The sequence below is a fragment of the Teichococcus aerophilus genome, assembly GCF_014490485.1.
Classification (GTDB): domain Bacteria; phylum Pseudomonadota; class Alphaproteobacteria; order Acetobacterales; family Acetobacteraceae; genus Pseudoroseomonas; species Pseudoroseomonas aerophila.
Map to the genome: position 1 here is coordinate 40,284 of NZ_JACTVA010000004.1, position 15,671 is coordinate 55,954.

The 15,671-nt window shown below is 71.7% G+C and carries 12 protein-coding genes; 7 read left to right on the forward strand and 5 right to left on the reverse strand.

Annotated features, from left to right (window positions below):
• Positions 1-170: 170 nt before the first annotated feature.
• Positions 171-2,876, reverse strand: a complete 2,706-nt coding sequence (gene acnA / locus IBL26_RS03760; protein ID WP_187783117.1) for an aconitate hydratase AcnA — start codon at positions 2,874-2,876, stop codon at positions 171-173.
• A 106-nt stretch (positions 2,877-2,982) separates the two neighbouring features.
• Here acnA and ccmA point away from each other — a divergent pair, with 106 nt between their 5' ends.
• The 3 genes from ccmA to IBL26_RS03775 all read left to right on the forward strand — a co-directional run bounded on the left by ccmA (position 2,983) and on the right by IBL26_RS03775 (position 6,099).
• Positions 2,983-3,585, forward strand: coding sequence for a heme ABC exporter ATP-binding protein CcmA (ccmA, locus tag IBL26_RS03765; RefSeq protein ID WP_187783118.1), 603 nt, complete (start codon positions 2,983-2,985; stop codon positions 3,583-3,585).
• Positions 3,582-4,232 (forward strand): heme exporter protein CcmB, encoded by a 651-nt coding sequence (ccmB, locus tag IBL26_RS03770; protein WP_187783119.1) that lies wholly within the window; start codon positions 3,582-3,584, stop codon positions 4,230-4,232. Before ccmA ends, ccmB begins: the two co-directional genes overlap by 4 nt.
• A 292-nt stretch (positions 4,233-4,524) precedes the next feature.
• A complete protein-coding gene (locus tag IBL26_RS03775) occupies positions 4,525-6,099 on the forward strand; it encodes an ABC transporter substrate-binding protein (RefSeq protein WP_187783120.1) in 1,575 nt (524 codons plus the stop codon).
• A gap of 201 nt (positions 6,100-6,300) precedes the next feature.
• Here the strand turns inward: IBL26_RS03775 and IBL26_RS03780 are convergent, their stop codons facing one another.
• The 4 genes from IBL26_RS03780 to tsaD form a co-directional block, all read right to left on the reverse strand.
• Positions 6,301-7,371 (reverse strand): GGDEF domain-containing protein, encoded by a 1,071-nt coding sequence (locus IBL26_RS03780; protein ID WP_187783121.1) that lies wholly within the window; start codon positions 7,369-7,371, stop codon positions 6,301-6,303.
• A gap of 164 nt (positions 7,372-7,535) precedes the next feature.
• Complete coding sequence (locus IBL26_RS03785; protein ID WP_187783122.1) at positions 7,536-8,519, reverse strand: NAD(P)H-dependent glycerol-3-phosphate dehydrogenase; 984 nt, start codon at positions 8,517-8,519, stop codon at positions 7,536-7,538.
• The gene (locus tag IBL26_RS03790; protein WP_187783123.1) at positions 8,516-9,343 is read right to left on the reverse strand and encodes a 23S rRNA (adenine(2030)-N(6))-methyltransferase RlmJ; all 828 of its coding nucleotides are present in this window, start codon (positions 9,341-9,343) and stop codon (positions 8,516-8,518) included. Before IBL26_RS03790 ends, IBL26_RS03785 begins: the two co-directional genes overlap by 4 nt.
• The gene (gene tsaD, locus IBL26_RS03795) at positions 9,340-10,380 is read right to left on the reverse strand and encodes a tRNA (adenosine(37)-N6)-threonylcarbamoyltransferase complex transferase subunit TsaD (protein WP_187783124.1); all 1,041 of its coding nucleotides are present in this window, start codon (positions 10,378-10,380) and stop codon (positions 9,340-9,342) included. Before tsaD ends, IBL26_RS03790 begins: the two co-directional genes overlap by 4 nt.
• Positions 10,381-10,599: 219 nt before the next feature.
• Between tsaD and hemC the strand changes: the two genes are divergently transcribed.
• From hemC to IBL26_RS03815, 4 genes are all read left to right on the forward strand, one after another.
• Positions 10,600-11,598, forward strand: coding sequence for a hydroxymethylbilane synthase (gene hemC, locus IBL26_RS03800; protein ID WP_187783243.1), 999 nt, complete (start codon positions 10,600-10,602; stop codon positions 11,596-11,598).
• Between the two features lie 179 nt (positions 11,599-11,777).
• Positions 11,778-12,536, forward strand: coding sequence for a uroporphyrinogen-III synthase (locus IBL26_RS03805; RefSeq protein ID WP_187783125.1), 759 nt, complete (start codon positions 11,778-11,780; stop codon positions 12,534-12,536).
• The gene (locus IBL26_RS03810) at positions 12,533-14,362 is read left to right on the forward strand and encodes a hypothetical protein (protein ID WP_187783126.1); all 1,830 of its coding nucleotides are present in this window, start codon (positions 12,533-12,535) and stop codon (positions 14,360-14,362) included. Before IBL26_RS03805 ends, IBL26_RS03810 begins: the two co-directional genes overlap by 4 nt.
• On the forward strand, positions 14,362-15,633 hold the full coding sequence (locus IBL26_RS03815; protein ID WP_187783127.1) for a heme biosynthesis HemY N-terminal domain-containing protein: 1,272 nt from the start codon (positions 14,362-14,364) through the stop codon (positions 15,631-15,633). Before IBL26_RS03810 ends, IBL26_RS03815 begins: the two co-directional genes overlap by 1 nt.
• Positions 15,634-15,671 lie beyond the last annotated feature (38 nt).

The window sequence follows — 15,671 nt, forward strand, 5'->3', positions numbered from 1 at the left end:
GGTGCGCCCCGCTGTTCGGCACCCTGCCTTCCCCGCTGCCACGGAAGCCCTGACAGGCGGCGTTCCCACCGACCCACCGAGTGCCCACGAAAAAGGGCGCGGCCCGTGAACCGGACCGCGCCCTTTTCGTATGCCCGGCCCCGGTAAGGGGGGGCCGGAGCGGTTCAGCCTCAGGCGGCGGACTTGTTGCCGGCCATGTTGCGCAGCACGTAGTGCAGGATGCCGCCGTTCTTGTAGTACTCGACCTCATCGGCCGTATCGACGCGGCACTGCACTTCCGTGCGGGTGACGCTGCCATCCGGGCGGTGGATCACCAGGCCGAGGACCATGCGGGCCTTCAGGTCTTCCAGACCCTCGATGTCGATGATCTCCTCGCCGGTGATGCCGAGGGTCTTGCGATCCTCGCCCGGCTTGAAGACCAGCGGCAGCACGCCCATGCCGACGAGGTTGGAGCGGTGGATGCGCTCGAAGCTCTCGACGATGACGGCCTTCACGCCCAGCAGGAAGGTGCCCTTGGCCGCCCAGTCGCGGGAGGAGCCGGTGCCGTATTCCTTGCCGCCGAACATGACCAGGGGACGCCCCTCGGCCTTGTAGCGCATGGCGGCGTCGTAGATCGGCATGACCTCGCCCGAAGGCTGGTGCTTGGTGATGCCGCCCTCGATGCCGGGGACCATCTCGTTCTTGATGCGGATATTGGCGAAGGTGCCGCGCATCATGACTTCGTGGTTGCCGCGGCGGGAGCCGTAGCCGTTGAAGTCCGCCTGGCGCACCTGGTGCTCAAGCAGGTACTCGCCGGCGGGCGAGGCCTTCTTGATGTTGCCGGCGGGCGAGATGTGGTCGGTCGTGATGCTGTCGCCCAGCACGCCCAGGACGCGCGCGCCGTGCACCGAGGCAATCGGCTCCGGCACCGGCTGGATGTCCTCGAAGTAGGGCGGGTTCTGCACGTAGGTGGAGCCGCTGTTCCACTTGTACGTCTCGGACTCTGCATCCACGCGGATGGCCTGCCACTGCTGCGGACCCTTGAAGACGTCCGAGTAGCGCTCCTGGAACATCTCGCGCGTCACGACGGAGGCGACGGTGTCCGCCACTTCCTTCGTGGAGGGCCAGATGTCCTTCAGGTAGACCGGCTGGCCGTCCTTGCCGGTGCCGATCGGCTCCTTCGTGACGTCCAGGTTGATGGTGCCGGCCAGCGCGTACAGCACCACCAGCGGCGGGGAGGCGAGGTAGTTGGCGCGCACGTTCTGATGCACGCGGCCCTCGAAGTTACGGTTGCCGGAGAGCACCGACACCGCGACCAGCTTGTTGCCTTCGATGGCGTCCACGATCGGGTCCGGCAGCGGGCCGGAATTGCCGATGCAAGTGGTGCAGCCATAGCCGACCGTCTGGAAGCCCAGCGCGTCCAGGTGCGGCGTCAGCCCCGCCTGGTTCAGGTAGTCGGTGACGACCTGGGAGCCGGGGGCCAGGGAGGTCTTCACCCACGGCTTGGCGGTCAGGCCCTTCTCGTTCGCCTTCTTCGCCACCAGGCCGGCGGCGATCATGACATACGGGTTGGACGTGTTGGTGCAGGAGGTGATCGCGGCGATCACCACGTCCCCGTGGCCGAGGTCGTAGTTGGCGCCGGCCACCGGCACGCGCAGGTCGGCCTTGTCGCCGGGCACGCCGAGGTTGCCGGACGCCAGTTCCTTGCCGAAGGCAGGGCCGGCATTGTCCAGCGCCACGCGGTCCTGCGGACGCTTCGGGCCGGCCATGGACGGCACGACGGTCGAGAGGTCCAGCTCCAGCGTGTCGGTGAACACGGGGTCCGGGGTGTTCTCGTCGCGGAACATGCCCTGGGCCTTGTAGTACTCGCGGACCAGGTTGATGCGGTGCTCGTCGCGGCCGGAGAGGCGCAGGTAGCCCAGCGTCACTTCGTCGACCGGGAAGATGCCGCAGGTGGCGCCGTATTCCGGGGCCATGTTGCCGATGGTCGCACGGTCCGCCAACGGCATCTCGGCCAGGCCGGGGCCGTAGAACTCGACGAACTTGCCGACCACGCCCTTCTTGCGCAGCATCTGCGTCACCGTCAGCACCATGTCGGTGGCGGTGATGCCCTCACGCACCTTGCCGATCAGCTTGAAGCCGATGACGTCGGGGATGAGCATGGCGATCGGCTGGCCGAGCATCGCGGCCTCGGCCTCGATGCCGCCCACGCCCCAGCCCAGCACGCCCAGGCCGTTCACCATGGTGGTGTGGCTGTCGGTGCCGTAGCAGGAGTCAGGGTAGGCGTAGGTGTCGCCGGCGTCGGTGGAGGTCCACACGCCCTGCGCCAGGTATTCCAGGTTCACCTGATGGCAAATTCCGGTGCCGGGCGGGACAACGCGGAAATTGTTGAAGGCTTCCTGGCCCCAGCGGAGGAACTCGTAGCGCTCCCCGTTCCGCTCGAACTCGATGTCGACGTTCTTCTGCAGCGAGGAGGCGCTGCCGGAGACGTCCACCATCACGGAGTGGTCGATGACCAGGTCGACGGGCACCAGCGGGTTCACTTGGCGCGGGTCGCCGCCCAGCTTCAGGATGCCGTCGCGCATCGCGGCCAGGTCGACCACGGCGGGAACGCCGGTGAAATCCTGCATCAGGATGCGGGCGGGGCGGAAGGGAACTTCCTGCTCGCTCTTGCCGGCCTTCAGCCAGTCGGCAATCGCCTGCGCATCCTTGGTGAAGTAGGAACGGCCGTCCTCGAACCGAAGAACATTCTCCAGCAACACCTTCAGGCTGTAGGGCAGCCGGGTGATGTCGCCGATGCTCTTCGCGGCTTCGGGCAGGCTGAAATAGTGGTAGGTCTTGCCATCAACCGCCAGGGTGCGGCGCGTTTTGAGGCTATCCTGCCCGATCAAGCGCATGGTTGGGGTACCCCACGTCATATTGCTGCGAACGCTGCCGCTTATTACACGCTTGCCTCCCTTGGTCCATCGGCGCCGGGGACCCTGGGGAGCCTCACGCCACATCATGTTGGAAGCGCACGAACTGGCCGCAATACGGGGCGAAAGGGTGGTCTTCGCCGGACTGTCCTTTTCCTTGTCGCCAGGAGAAGCCTTGTTGCTGACCGGGGCGAACGGCGCCGGCAAGTCCACGCTGCTGCGGCTGCTGGCGGGGCTGGTGCCGCCGGCGGAAGGTTCCTTGCTGTGGCATGGCAGCGATGCCCTGGCGGACGGCCCCGCCCACGCCGCCCGCCTGCGCTACCTGGCGCATGCCGATGCGCTGAAGCCCGGCCTGACGCTGGAGGAGAATCTGGCCTTCTGGGCCCGGCTCTGGGGCGGCGGCGTCGGCTCCGCGCTGGCGGCGGTGGGGCTGGAAGGGCTTGGCCACCTGCCGGCACGCATGCTCTCCGCCGGGCAGAAGCGGCGGGGGGCCCTGGCGAGGCTGGCGCTGACGCCGGTGCCGCTCTGGCTGCTGGATGAACCGAGCGTCGGGCTGGACGCCGCCTCCATCACTCGCTTCGGTACCCTGCTGGCGGCGCACCGGGAGGCCGGCGGCATGGTGGTGGCTGCCACGCATGTGGACCTGCCGCTGCCCGGCGCCCGCGCCCTGCGCCTGGGCGGGGCGGCATGATCGCCCTGCTGAAGCGCGAATGGCTGCTGGCCGCCCGCCACCCGGGCGACACCCTGGCCGCCATGCTGTTCTTCCTGCTGGTGACGGCGCTGTTCCCCTTCGGCGTCGGCCCGGCGCCGGAGACCCTGGCCCGCATCGCGCCCGGCGCGCTGCTCTCCGCCGCGCTGCTGGCGGCGCTGCTGCCGCTGGACCGGCTGTTCGCGGCGGAGGCCGAGGACGGCTCGCTGGATCAACTGCTGCTCTCCGGCCTCTCCGGCGCGCAGATCGCCCTGGTCAAGGCGCTGGCGCACTGGCTGACCACGGGCGGGCCGCTGCTGCTGGCCAGCCCGGTGGCCGCCGCCATGCTGAACCTGCCGGTCGGGGCCTGGGGCGTCGCCGCCCTGGTGCTGGGGCTGGCGACGCTGTTCCTCTCCCTGCTCGGCACCGCCGGGGCGGCGCTGACGCTGGGGGCGCGGCGCGGCGGCGTGCTGCTGCCGCTGCTGGTGCTGCCGCTGGCCATCCCCGCCATGATCTTCGGTGCCGCCGGCATCGAGGCCGCGGCCAGCGGCGTCGCCTGGCGGCCCTTCGTTCTGTTGCTGGCGGCACTGACGGCGGCGGCCCTGCCGCTGGCGCCGATCGCGGCCGGGGCGGCGCTGCGGGCGGAATAGTCCGGGCGCGGCCTGCGCCGCCGGGCAGGAGTGCGCTAACTCCCACCTGCATGCATTAATGCTATATTCCACGCGTAATTAAACCGAACCATCTTTTCAAAACGTAACTAAAGCGTGTATCTAACGAAGAACACACTTCGTGAGTGGAATCATGCTGCCGCCCGCCTGCCGAACCCTGCCCAACCACAGCGCCGTACCCGGCGCGGCAGGTGCGGGTGCGCGATGTCGCGGGATGGTCCAGCCCGAACGGCCAACCCGCCCTCCCGTATTCCCTGCCTGAACGGAGCCTTCCGTGATCTCTCATCGTCTGTTGCTGGCGGCGCCGCTGGGCGCCCTGCTGGGCCTTGCGGCCGCCCTACCGGTGGCCGCGCAGCGCACGACCGTCACCATCGCCGGGGCGTCCCCGGTGGCGTCGGTGGACCCGCACATCACCAACACCGCTTCCTACAACGCCCTTGGCCTGCATGTGTTCGACCGGCTGGTGCTGCAGGATGCCAGCGGCGCGCTGCGGCCGGGCCTGGCAGCCGAATGGAAGGCCGTCTCGGACACCGTCTGGGAATTCCGGCTGCGCCCGGGCGTCAAGTGGCATGACGGGCGGGACTTCACCGCCGACGACGTGCTGTTTACCTTCGAGCGGCTGCCGAGCGCCGCCGGCGGCTTCGTCAGCGCCATCCGCCCGGTGGCGAAGACCGAGGTGGTGGATGCGCTGACCCTGCGGCTGGAAACCCGCCAGCCCTACCCGCTACTGCCGAACGACCTGGCCAACGTAGCCATCATCGCCCGCCACGCCGCCCAGGGCGCCGCGCCGGAGGACTGGAACAACCTGCGCGCCGCCATTGGCACCGGCCCCTACCGCTACGCCGCCTTCCAGTCCGGCGACCGGGCCGAGCTGGTACGGAACGAACAGTATTGGGGCGGCGCCGAGCCCTGGACACGGGTGAACTACCGCTTCATCGGCAATGACGGCGCCCGCACCGCCGCCCTGCTGGCCGGCGATGTCGACCTGATCGACCAGGTGCCCAGCGCCGACCTGCAGCGCCTGAAGCGGGACCAGCGCCTCAGCGTCACGCAATCCGAAGGCGTGCGGCTGATCTACCTGCAGACTGACTTCTCCCGCCAGGAAGCTCCGCCGGGCGTGGCGGCCGCCGACGGCAAGCCCTTGTCCCGCAACCCGTTCCAGGACCAGCGGGTACGCCGGGCCCTGACCCTGGCCATCGACCGGCAGGCGCTGGCCGAGCGCGTGATGGAAGGCACCGCCAACCCCACCGGGCAATGGCTGCCGCCCGGCACCTATTCCTACAACCCCGCCATCCCGGTCCCGGCCGCGGACCTCGATGCCGCCCGCCGGCTGCTGGCCGAGGCCGGCTTCCCGGACGGGCTGCGCGTCACCCTCAGCACGCCGAACGACCGTTACCCCAACGATGCCCGCGTCTCCCAGGCCGTGGCGCAGATGTGGACGCGCATCGGCGTGCGGACGCAGGTGGAGGCGGTGCCCTGGTCCGTCTACCTGACGCGCGGTCAGCAGCAGGCCTACGGCATCCGCCTGGGCGGCTGGGGCAGCACCACGGGGGAGGCGTCCTACCTGCTGCGCAACGTGCTCTCCACCTTCTCGCAGGGCCGTGGCTCGGCCAATTTCAGCCGCTACAGCAATCCGGCGCTGGATGCGCTGACCGAGCGCGCGGTGGTGACATTGGACGACACGGCGCGGGAGAAGATCCTGCAAGAAGCCACGCAGGTGGCGATCGACGATGTCGGGCTGATCCCGCTGTTCCTGCTAGGCAATAGCTGGGCCAGCCGGCGAGGGCTGCACTACGAACCGCGCCGGGATGAATACACCCTGGCCCGCAGCCTGCGCCCGGCGGACTAGGGCATGACGGCGTGAGGTAACATCGCCAAAGGCATCGAACATGCTGTGCGAACGAATGGGAACGCATCGCGCTCCAGGCGAGCACGGCAGGGCAGGGGCCGCGCCTCTGCCCGAGGCTGGGCGACAGCCTGCTGCGTCCGTCATCGCAAGGCGCCCTGGCAAGCCTTCCGGCGGCAACCCAGCCCGCCGATCCGCCGCCTCTCAGGCGGCCAGGCGCGTCGGCTGCTGTATCACCACCCGGTTCCGCCCCTGCGCCTTGGCGGCGTAGAGCGCGGCATCCGCCTGGGCGAGCGCGGCGTTCATGCCGCCGCCGCCATCCCATAGCGCCACACCCAGGCTGATGGTGACCTGCCCGGCCACCGGGTGGCTCTCCGCCTCCACCGCCTGGCGCAGCCGCTCGGCGGTCTCCAGCGTGCTGGCCACGTTGCCGTCCAGCACGACGACGAGGAATTCCTCGCCGCCCCAGCGGCCGGCGCGCTCATGCGGCAGCAGGCACAGCTTCATCCGCCGCGCCAGCATCACCAGCAGTTCGTCGCCGATCAGGTGGCCGAAGCGGTCGTTGACGCTTTTGAAGTGGTCGAAATCCAGCAGGATCAGCCCGACGCTGCGGCCGCCCTCGGCGCCGACGCCGCGCAGCAGGTGCTCCAGCCCGCGCCGGTTGGCGATGCCGGTCAGCATGTCCGTCTGCGCGATGCTCGTCATGTGGCGCGCCTGGCGGGACACCCGCTCATAGCCTTCATACAGCGCGGTGATCAGCGTCAGCGTCGCCAGCAGCACGAAATTGGCGGCATAGGCGTTCAGCAGCAGCAGCCCCGTTTCCGTCCCCAGCCCGGTGCCCAGCCACAGCATGGAGAGAATAGGCGGGATGACCGAGACGGCGAAGACGCAGGCGGCGGCGATCCGCGCCACGCTGCGCCGGAACACCACGAAGGCGACGACATACAGGAACGGCAGCCACTGCAGGATGGACGCGGTGGCGTAGATGGACCGGTCCGAGCCACCGAGCACGATGGCGGTGAGATGCACGGCGAAGTAGCCGGCGACGGCGGCATAGGCCACCAGCTCGATCACCGGCCGATGGCGCGGCAGGAAGCGGAACAGCACCGGCACGGCGGTATAGACGGCGACCATGGCCGGATAGGCCACCCGGTCCACCGGCGTGATCACCCCGCCATAGGTCTCCAGCCCCCACATCAGCATGGCGGCGATCAGGCCGGCGATGAACAGGCCGTTCACCACGGTGTCCCGGTACCGCTTCAGCGAAGCATCCATCCAGCCTCCGGTGTCTCGCCTCCACGCCGCCACGGTCCATGCCGTTGCGGTCAGGTTACGGCTTTATAGCCTGGAGAGAGCGGGGCTGAATACGGCGCAAAAACAGTGGCTGTCGGCGGCGTTTACGCTTCGCCGAGGCGGCGCCCGATCATCGGGCAGCCGCCTCAATCCACCCCTTCGTGCCGGCGCGGGCGGGCCAGCAGGCTATCCATCGCACCGGCCAGATCCACCTCGCCGGCCAGCACGGCGCTGACGGCGGCGGTGATGGGCATCTCCACCCCGGCCCGCGCCGCGCGCGCCAGCATGGCGGGGGCGGTGGCCACGCCCTCGGTCACGCTGGTCCGCTCGGCCAGGATGTCCGCCAGCTTGCGCCGCTGCCCCAGCGCCAGGCCGAGGGAGAAATTGCGGCTGCCCGCGCCGGTGCAGGTCAGCAGCAGGTCCCCCAGGCCGGACAGCCCCGCCACGGTATCCGCCCGCCCACCCAGCGCCACGGCCAGCCGGGCGATCTCGGCCAGGCCGCGCGTCACCAGCGCCGCGCGGGCATTCTCGCCTAGCCCGGCGCCGATGACAGCCCCGGCGGCAATGGCGATGACGTTCTTGGCCGCGCCGCCGACCTCGACACCCACCGGGTCATCCTGCCCATAGAGCCTGAAGGTCGCGGTGGAGAGCCGGTGCGCCGCATCCTCCCGGAAGGCCTCGTCCGTGCTGGCCACCACGGCGGCGGCGGGCAGCCCGGCCGCCACTTCCCGCGCGAAATTGGGGCCGGAGAGCACGCCGACGGGAATGCCCGGCCGCATCTCGGCGAAGATCTCCAGCGGCAGCCGCAGCGTCCCCAGCTCGACCCCCTTGGCGGCGATCAGCGTCGGCGGCAGCGCCGGCAGCCCGGCCAGCACGCCCGCCATGTGCTGAGACGGCACCACCATCAGCGCCAGCGCCGCACCCTCCAGCGCCGCCCCGGCATCGGCGGTGACGCGCAGATTGGGCGGGAAGGCCTGGCCGGGCAGGTGGGCGGCATTCTCCCGCACCGCGTGCATCGCGGCGGCGCGGCCGGCATCCCGCGCCCACAGCACCGCCTCGTCCCCCGCGCGGGCGGCCTGCAGGGCGAGCGCCGTGCCCCAGGCGCCGGCGCCGATGATGGCGACCTTCATTCGTCGGCCAGCCGGGTCACGGCGAAGCCCTGGCCGGGCTCGCCATCGCCCAGATGCTCCATCAGCGCGGCGAGGATGTCCCGCGCCTCTTCCTCGAACTTCCAGGGCGGGTTCACCACCGCGACGCCGCAGCCATTCAGCCGCTGCGGGTTGGTCGGCTCGCGCAGCCAGAACTCGCAGGCGATGATGTCGCGCACGCCGCTCTCGGCCAGCGCGGTATGGAAGGCGCGCACGGGGGTGCGGTGCTTGATGGGGTACCACGCCGCCTGCACGGCGGCGCGGAAGCGGTGGGCGACGGCGGCCATGCCCTCCGCCATCCGCTCGAACTCGCCTTCCTGCTCGAAGGGCGGGTCGATCAGGATCAGGCCGCGCTTTTCCAGGAAGGGGGTCAGGGCGGTCAGCGCCTCCCACCCGTCGCGCTTGTGCACGGCCACTTGCGGGTCGCCGCGGAACAGGGTGCGCAGCGTGGCGTGGTCCTGCTCATGCAGCTCGCACAGCACCAGCCGGTCGTTCGGCCGCAGCACCATGCGGGCAAGCATCGGGCTGCCGGGATAGGCCGGCGGGAACCCGGCACGGCGCAGCAGGGAGAGCCACTCGACCAGCGGCCCCTCCTGGATGTCCATCAACCGGCCGACGCCGCGTTCCCACTCGCCGGTGCGCTCGGCCTCGCTGGCGGTCAGGTCGTAGGCGCCGATGCCGGCATGGGTGTCCAGCACGCGGAAGGGGGCTTCCTTCACCTCCAGGCGGCGCAGCAGGCGCAGCAGCAGGGCGTGCTTGACGCAATCGGCGAAGTTGCCGGCGTGGAAGGCGTGGCGGTAATTCATGCAGTCAGCTCCGCGAGCGGCCAGCGGGGCCGGGGGGCGTGGTCCAGGGGGTCGGAGAGGCCGGCGCGCAAACGCTCGATCCCCGCCCAGGCGATCATCACGGCATTGTCCGTGCACAGCCGGATCGGCGGCGCCACCAGCGGCAGCGCGTGCTTCTCCGCCACCAGCGCCAGCGAGGCCCGCACCGCCTTGTTGGCGGCGACGCCGCCGGCCACGACGATGGCGGTGGGGCCCTCCATCATGGCGATGGCGTTTTTCGCCCGGTCCGCCAGCACGGCGGCGACAACGGACTGGAAGGATGCGGCCAGGTCCGCGCGGTCCTGCTCCGTCTTCAGCTTGGGGATGCTCTGCGCCACGGCGGTCTTGAGCCCGCTGAAGGAGAAGTCGCAGCCCGGCCGCCCCAGCATAGGCCGGGGCAGGGGGAAGGTCTTCGGGTTGCCGGTCTCGGCCAGCTTCTCCAGCGCGGGCCCGCCGGGCCAGGGCAGCCCCATCAGCTTGGCGGATTTGTCGAAGGCCTCGCCCACCGCGTCATCCAGCGTCGAGCCCAGGCGGCGGTAGCGGCCCAGCCCCTCCACCGCCACGCACTGGCAATGCCCGCCGGAAAGCAGCAGCAGCAGGTACGGGAAGGCCACGCCGCCTTCCATCAGCCCCGGCAGCCGCGCCGTCAGCGCATGGCCTTCAAGGTGGTTCACCGCGACGAAGGGCAGGCCATGCGCGATGGCCATGCCCTTGCCGAAGGTGGCACCGACGATCAGCCCGCCGATCAGCCCGGGGCCGGAGGTGGCGGCGATGCCACCCAATTGCTCCGGCCGCAGCCCCGCCTGCTGCAGCACCTGGCGCGTCAGCGCCGGCAGATGCGCCAGATGCGCCCGCGCCGCGATCTCCGGCACCACGCCGCCAAACGGGGTGTGCTCGGCCAGCTGGCTGCGGACGGCCTCGGCCAGCACGGTGCCGTCCGGCGCCAGGATGGCGGCGGCGGTTTCATCGCAACTGGCTTCCAAACCCAAAACCGGCCCGCTGATCGGCACAGCCTGCATCCCTATTCTGCCTTCCCCAACGGTTGCGACGGTTCTATGACGCGCGCCATGTCCCTTGCCCACCCCGCTTCGCGGTCTGCCACCGCGGGCGCCTTCGCATATCCGCAAGCCGGCGCCGCCCCCGCCGATATGCGGGCTGGGGCCGCGACGGCCCATCCCGGGGCGCCGCATGCCGGGAATGCGCATGCGGCTGGCGGGGGCGTGCCCCTGGCCGCCGGCATGGCGGCGAAGCCCGGTTCCGGCACCGCCACCAAGCCGCATGCCCGCCGCCCGCTGCCGCTCCGCGTCGGTACGCGCGGCTCGCCGCTGGCTTTGTGGCAGACGCGCACCTTCCTGGATCTGGTGACGCGCTTCTGCCCCGTGCTGCGGAATGTCAATGCGTTCGAGGAACATGTCATCGCCACCTCCGGCGACCAGATCCAGGACCGGCGGCTGGCGGATATCGGCGGCAAGGGCCTGTTCGCCAAGGAAATCCACGAAGCACTGCTGGACGGGCGGATCGACTTCGCCGTGCACAGCCTGAAGGACCTGGAGACCGAGCTGCCGCCCGGCATCGTGCTCGCCTGCACGCTGAAGCGGGAGGATGCGCGGGATGCGCTGATCCTCGGCCCCAATTGCGGCGCGGTGGACCCGGCGGACCCATTCTCCGGCCTCGCCTCCGGCGCGCTGGTGGGCACGGCCAGCCTGCGGCGGCAGGCGCAGCTGCTGCACGCGCGGCCGGACCTGCGGGTGGGGATGATCCGCGGCAATGTCGGCTCCCGCCTCGCCAAGCTGGCGGCGGGGGATGCCGATGCCACGCTGCTGGCGCTGGCCGGGCTGAAGCGGCTGGAGATGGCCGACCGCGCCTCCGTCATCCTGGATGCCGAGGCGATGGTGCCGGCCGCCGGCCAGGGCATCGTCGGCGTTACCGTCCGCGCCGCCGACCTGGAATTGCACGAATTGCTTTCCGGCATCGAGGACCGGGAGGCCCGCGCCGTCTCCCGTGCCGAGCGGGCCTTGCTGGCGGCGCTGGACGGCTCCTGCCGCACGCCGATCGGCGGCCATGCGCGGCTGCTGCCGAATGGCGAGCTGCACCTGACCGGCCTGGTGGCCCGCCCGGATGGCAGCTTCCTGCTGAAGCGCAGCCTGCACGGTGCCGCGACGGATGCAGAGCGGATCGGCCTGGAACTGGGCGACAGCCTGCGCGCCGACAGCCCGGCCGATATTTTCATCAGTTAGCTCGTGCCGGCCAGCGACGCCTGACGCCACTTCTGGCACGCAGCCAGGCCAGCACCCATATACGCCAAGGTCACGATTGGCCGCCAAGGACAGGATCGCCACAGGCGTGAGGCACACGCTGGCATACTTACCGGAAGGACGGTCCATGAAGGCTTGCGAATGGATCGGGCACTGAGGCCATGGCGCTTCCGCCCGCCGTCCTGATCACCCGGCCGGAGCCTGGCGCGGCCGAGACCGCCGCCGCCGTCGCCGCCATGGGCTGGCGGCCGGTCCTGGCCCCGGCACTGGTGCTGGCGCCGCTGCCGCCGCCCGCCGACCTGGCGCAACCCGTCCAGGCCGTGTTGTTGCCCAGCCGCGCCGCCGCCCGCGCCTTGCCGGGCCTGCCACGCGCCACCCGCGTGCTGGCCGTCGGCCAGGGCACGGCGGAGGAAGCCCGCGCCGCCGGCTTTACCCGTATCATGGCGGCCGAGGGGGACGCGGTGTCCCTGGTGGCGCAAGCCGTGGCGGTGCTGGACCCGGGGGCGGGGCCGCTGCTGCTGGCGGTGGGGCGGGGTTACAGTCTGGAACTCGCCGCCCGTCTGCGGGAGCATGGTTTCGTGGTACGCCGCCGCGTCGTCTACGCCGCCCGCCCGGCCGATTCGCTGCCGCCGGCTGCCGTGGAAGCGCTGCGGGCTGGGGAGGTCCGCGCGGCGCTGTTCTATTCGCCACGCTCGGCCAGCGTGAGCGTGACATTGCTACGGCAAGCGGGATTGGCCGAAACCGTGGCGCCTGTGGCCGCGTTCGCGCTGTCAGGGCGTATAGCGAAGGCACTGGCGGGCCTGCCTTGGGGGGCGATCCATGCTACCCCGGCGCCCGAACCGATGGCGCTACTGGCCCTGCTGGGCCAGGCGCCGCACACGGCCGCGATGGCCACAGAGCAAGGGGCAGGACAGAGATGAGCGACACGCCAAAAGGAAGCCCCGGCTCCACCTCCGGCAAGGGCGGCCAGGACCTCCGGCGCAACAAGGGCCGCAGCGGCATTCCCGTGCCGCCCCCGCGTGCGTTACAAGGCGCCACGCCGGCCACCGATGTGACGGAGACGCCGGCGCGGACCGATGCGCCCATGGCACCGGGTGCTGCGCCTGGTCCCAGCGCCGCCTCTACTGTCGGCACACCGGCAACCAGCCCGGCCGCCGCGGGGAGCACCACGTCCGGCAGCGCCACGCCTGGCAACCCCGCGTCCAACACCGCTGCGCCCGTCTCTGGTCTGTCTGGTAGCGGTACGGTCGGCACCTCGACCTCCAGCACCGCCACGCCCGGCGCCACCGGTACGGCCACGTCCGGGACGGCGCCGTCCGTCCCCGCGACCCCTGTTGGCGCCACGTCCAGTACCTCCGCCGGCACCGTCCCGGCCGTCACCACGCCGGCCAGCACCCCGTCCTCCAGCCCCGCATCGGCGTCCGCCGGTTCGGCGGCGGGCACCACGGCCACGCCGGCTGGTAGCACGGCCGCTTCCCAGGCCAGCCAGGCGGCCGGTGCCACGGCTTCTGCTAGCCCGACCGGTGCTGCCCCGGCCGCATCGCCCGCGAAGCCATCCGATTCCCGGCCCGGCACGCCCGCCGTGCCGCCGGGCGGCCATGGCCCCTCCGGCCCCCGGCCGCCCGGGCCCACCCCGCCAAGCCCGCCGCCTGCCGCCGCACCGCGCCGCGATCGTGACCGCTGGATCCTGCCCATCGCCGCCGGCGGTGGCGTGGTGGTCCTGCTGGTCGCGTGGATGATCGTCGCCAACCGCCCCGGCCCCGCTATCGACCCGGCGCGTGTGGACGCGCTGGAAACCCGCATCGCCGCGCTCGCGCCGCTGCCGGACCGCATCGGCCGCGTCGAGGGCCAGGGCGCCGCGTTGCAGCAGGCCAACCAGCGCCTCGGCGCGCTGGAAACGGCGCTGCGCGAGCGTGAGCCGATCTCGCTGGAGGCGCTGAACACCCTGCGCAGCCGTCTGGACCGCCAGGAAGGCACCCTGGCCGACCAGCAGCGCCGGACCGAGGCGCAGATCGCCGAGACGGAGAACGCGTTCTCCCAACGGATCACCGGGGCCGAGGCGCAACTGGCGCAGCGCGTCGCCGCCGCCGAGGCCGCGCTGGCGCCGAAGCTGGCCTCGCTGGAAACCACCTTGCAGCAGCGCCTGGCCGCAGCCGAGCAGGCGGCCCGCCAGCAGGCCGAGACGCAGCAGCAGCAGATCAACGCCCGCTTCGCCACGCTGGAGCAGCGGGAGGCCCGCATCGTCGCCGCCGAGCAGCGGCTGAACCGGCTGGTGGCCTCCACCGCGCTGACCACGGCGCTGGAAGCCGGCAAGCCGCTGGGCGCCGCCCTGGCCGGGCTGCCCGGCACTCCGCCCGCCGCCCTGACCCGCTACAGCGACACCGCGCCGCCGACCATGGCCGCGCTGCGCCTGTCCTTCGAGGACGCCGCCCGCGCCGCCCGTGCGGCGGCCGAGCCCGCGACCGAGGGCCAGGGCGTGCTGGAGGCCGCAGCGACGCGCTTGTCCAACCTCGTCACCATCCGCCGCGGTGAATCCGTGGTGTGGGGCGATGCTGTCAGCGGGGAGCTGGAAGGCGCCCGCCAGGCGCTGAATGCCGGCGACGTCGCCGCCGCCGTGCAGAAGGTCGAGGCACTGCCCGAGGCCGTCCGTGCGCCGATGGCCGGCTGGCTGGCCCAGGCCAAGGGCCTGCTGGAGGCCCGCAACGCCCTGGGCGAGTTGATGGCCGCGCCGCGAGGGCAGGGCTGATGCGCCGCGCCCTCTGGCTGCTGCTGCTCTGCGTCGTTACGGTTGGCGTCGCCTGGGGCCTGATGCGCCTGGGCGGCACGGTGGAGGTGCGCGTCGGCGATACCTTCATCGGGCTGGACTTGCCGGTGCTGCTGGTGGCCCTGGCGGTGCTGTTCCTGGTGCTGACCACGCTGATGGCGATCTGGCGCTGGTTCCGCAACTGGCCGGCCCGTGCCCGCGCCAGGCGCGAAGCACGGGACCGGGAGAAGGGCGAGGCGGCGCTGACGCGTGCCCTGGTGGCCCTGGCCGCCGGTACCGCCGACACCGCCCGGCTGGAAGTGCGCCGCGCTCGCAAGCTGCTGGGCGACAAGCCGCAGATCCTGCTGCTTTCCGCCGAGGCCGAGCGCCTCTCCGGCAGCGAGGAAGGCGCCGCCGAAGCCTTCCGTGCGCTGGCTGAGCGTGATGACGCCCGCTTCCTCGGCCTGCGCGGCCTGTTGCGGCAGGCCATCCAGAAGCAGGACTGGCCCGCTGCGCAGAAGCTGGCGCGGGAGGCCGAGGCCGCCCAGCCCGGCGCCGCCTGGGTGCGCGAGGAACGCGCCATCCTGGCCCTGAAGACGCAGGACTGGCGGGAAGCCCTGGCCCTGGCCGCGCCGCAATCCCCCCGCGCGCCGTTGGCCCTGGCCGCCGCGCAGCAGGATGCCGACCCGGCCAATGCCGCCGACCTGGAACGCCAGGCCTTCCAGGCCGACCACAGCTTCGCCCCTGCCGTCATCGCCCACGCCGCCCGGCTGAAGGCCGCCGGCGCCGACCGTAAGGCGCGTGGCGTGCTGGAGCAGGGCTGGACCGCCGCGCCGCATCCCGACATCGCCGCCGCCTATCTGGGTGACGAGGCCGACCCGCTGACCCGCGTGAAGCAGGCCGAGCACTTGGTGCAGGCAACCCGTACCCACCCGGAAAGCCGCCTGCTGCTGGCCCGTACCGCCCTGGCCGCCTCCCTGACCGGCCGCGCTAGGCAGGAGCTGGAAGCCCTGGTGGCCGACGGCACCGCCGACGCCCGCGCCTACCTGCTGCTCGTGGAACTGGAGCAGGAAGAGCACGGCGACAGCGCCATCGGCCGCGCTGCCGAGGCCAAGTGGCTGCGCGCCGCCACCGCCGCCCCGTCCGAGCCCCGCTGGCGCTGTGGCCATTGCGGCAAGGTGCATGCACGCTGGGTGCCGGTGTGCGACGGCTGCGGCACGCCTGGTGAAGTCTCCTGGCAACCCGGACCGGCGCAGATCCTGCCGCGCGGTTGAGAACAGAAAGGGGGCTTCGGCCCCCTTTTTCATGCGAT

Excerpts from the sequence above, each read along its gene's own strand:
- acnA (WP_187783117.1), bottom strand. The coding sequence starts at position 2,876 with ATGCGCTTGATCGGGCAGGATAGCCTCAAAACGCGCCGCACCCTGGCG.
- ccmA (WP_187783118.1), top strand. The coding sequence starts at position 2,983 with ATGTTGGAAGCGCACGAACTGGCCGCAATACGGGGCGAAAGGGTGGTC.
- ccmB (WP_187783119.1), top strand. The coding sequence starts at position 3,582 with ATGATCGCCCTGCTGAAGCGCGAATGGCTGCTGGCCGCCCGCCACCCG.
- IBL26_RS03780 (WP_187783121.1), bottom strand. The coding sequence starts at position 7,371 with ATGGATGCTTCGCTGAAGCGGTACCGGGACACCGTGGTGAACGGCCTG.
- IBL26_RS03785 (WP_187783122.1), bottom strand. The coding sequence starts at position 8,519 with ATGAAGGTCGCCATCATCGGCGCCGGCGCCTGGGGCACGGCGCTCGCC.
- IBL26_RS03790 (WP_187783123.1), bottom strand. The coding sequence starts at position 9,343 with ATGAATTACCGCCACGCCTTCCACGCCGGCAACTTCGCCGATTGCGTC.
- tsaD (WP_187783124.1), bottom strand. The coding sequence starts at position 10,380 with ATGCAGGCTGTGCCGATCAGCGGGCCGGTTTTGGGTTTGGAAGCCAGT.
- hemC (WP_187783243.1), top strand. The coding sequence starts at position 10,600 with ATGGCGGCGAAGCCCGGTTCCGGCACCGCCACCAAGCCGCATGCCCGC.
- IBL26_RS03805 (WP_187783125.1), top strand. The coding sequence starts at position 11,778 with ATGGCGCTTCCGCCCGCCGTCCTGATCACCCGGCCGGAGCCTGGCGCG.
- IBL26_RS03810 (WP_187783126.1), top strand. The coding sequence starts at position 12,533 with ATGAGCGACACGCCAAAAGGAAGCCCCGGCTCCACCTCCGGCAAGGGC.
- IBL26_RS03815 (WP_187783127.1), top strand. The coding sequence starts at position 14,362 with ATGCGCCGCGCCCTCTGGCTGCTGCTGCTCTGCGTCGTTACGGTTGGC.